1 protein-coding gene is annotated in these 372 nt (G+C 34.4%); it reads left to right on the forward strand.

What is annotated here, in order from left to right; genetic code table 11:
* Positions 1-192 precede the first annotated feature (192 nt).
* A partial coding sequence (locus tag Q4528_RS12835) for a hypothetical protein (protein WP_303521863.1) occupies positions 193-372 on the forward strand: 180 nt, incomplete at its 3' end.

The following is a 372-nucleotide window of genomic DNA, read 5'->3' on the forward strand; positions in this document are numbered from 1 at the left end:
GCATACAACACCCCATAAAAAATTATCTGGCGGCAGTTTACGCAGTATAAGGAAATAAATCAAATTTGATGTAAATACACCAAAATACATCACAAATGATGTAAATACCTTTGTAATACATCAATTTTGATGTATTATGTCCTCCTGTTTTAAGTTAACACACACCATTTACCTATTAGGAATAAAACAATCATGCTAGATACAAATAAAGAAACACAAGCGCAGTTTGATTTTTTTAAACCCGCTAATGACAATCAAACCACAACTAATGACAATCAAATCACAACGATTGTGATCAGCATGTCAGGTGGCCGCACTTCCGGCTTTATGGGCAAATGGATGATAGACAACAAAGAGATTGTTGCTAAACAC

This window comes from Staphylococcus pasteuri, from assembly GCF_030547725.1.
GTDB lineage: Bacteria > Bacillota > Bacilli > Staphylococcales > Staphylococcaceae > Staphylococcus > Staphylococcus pasteuri.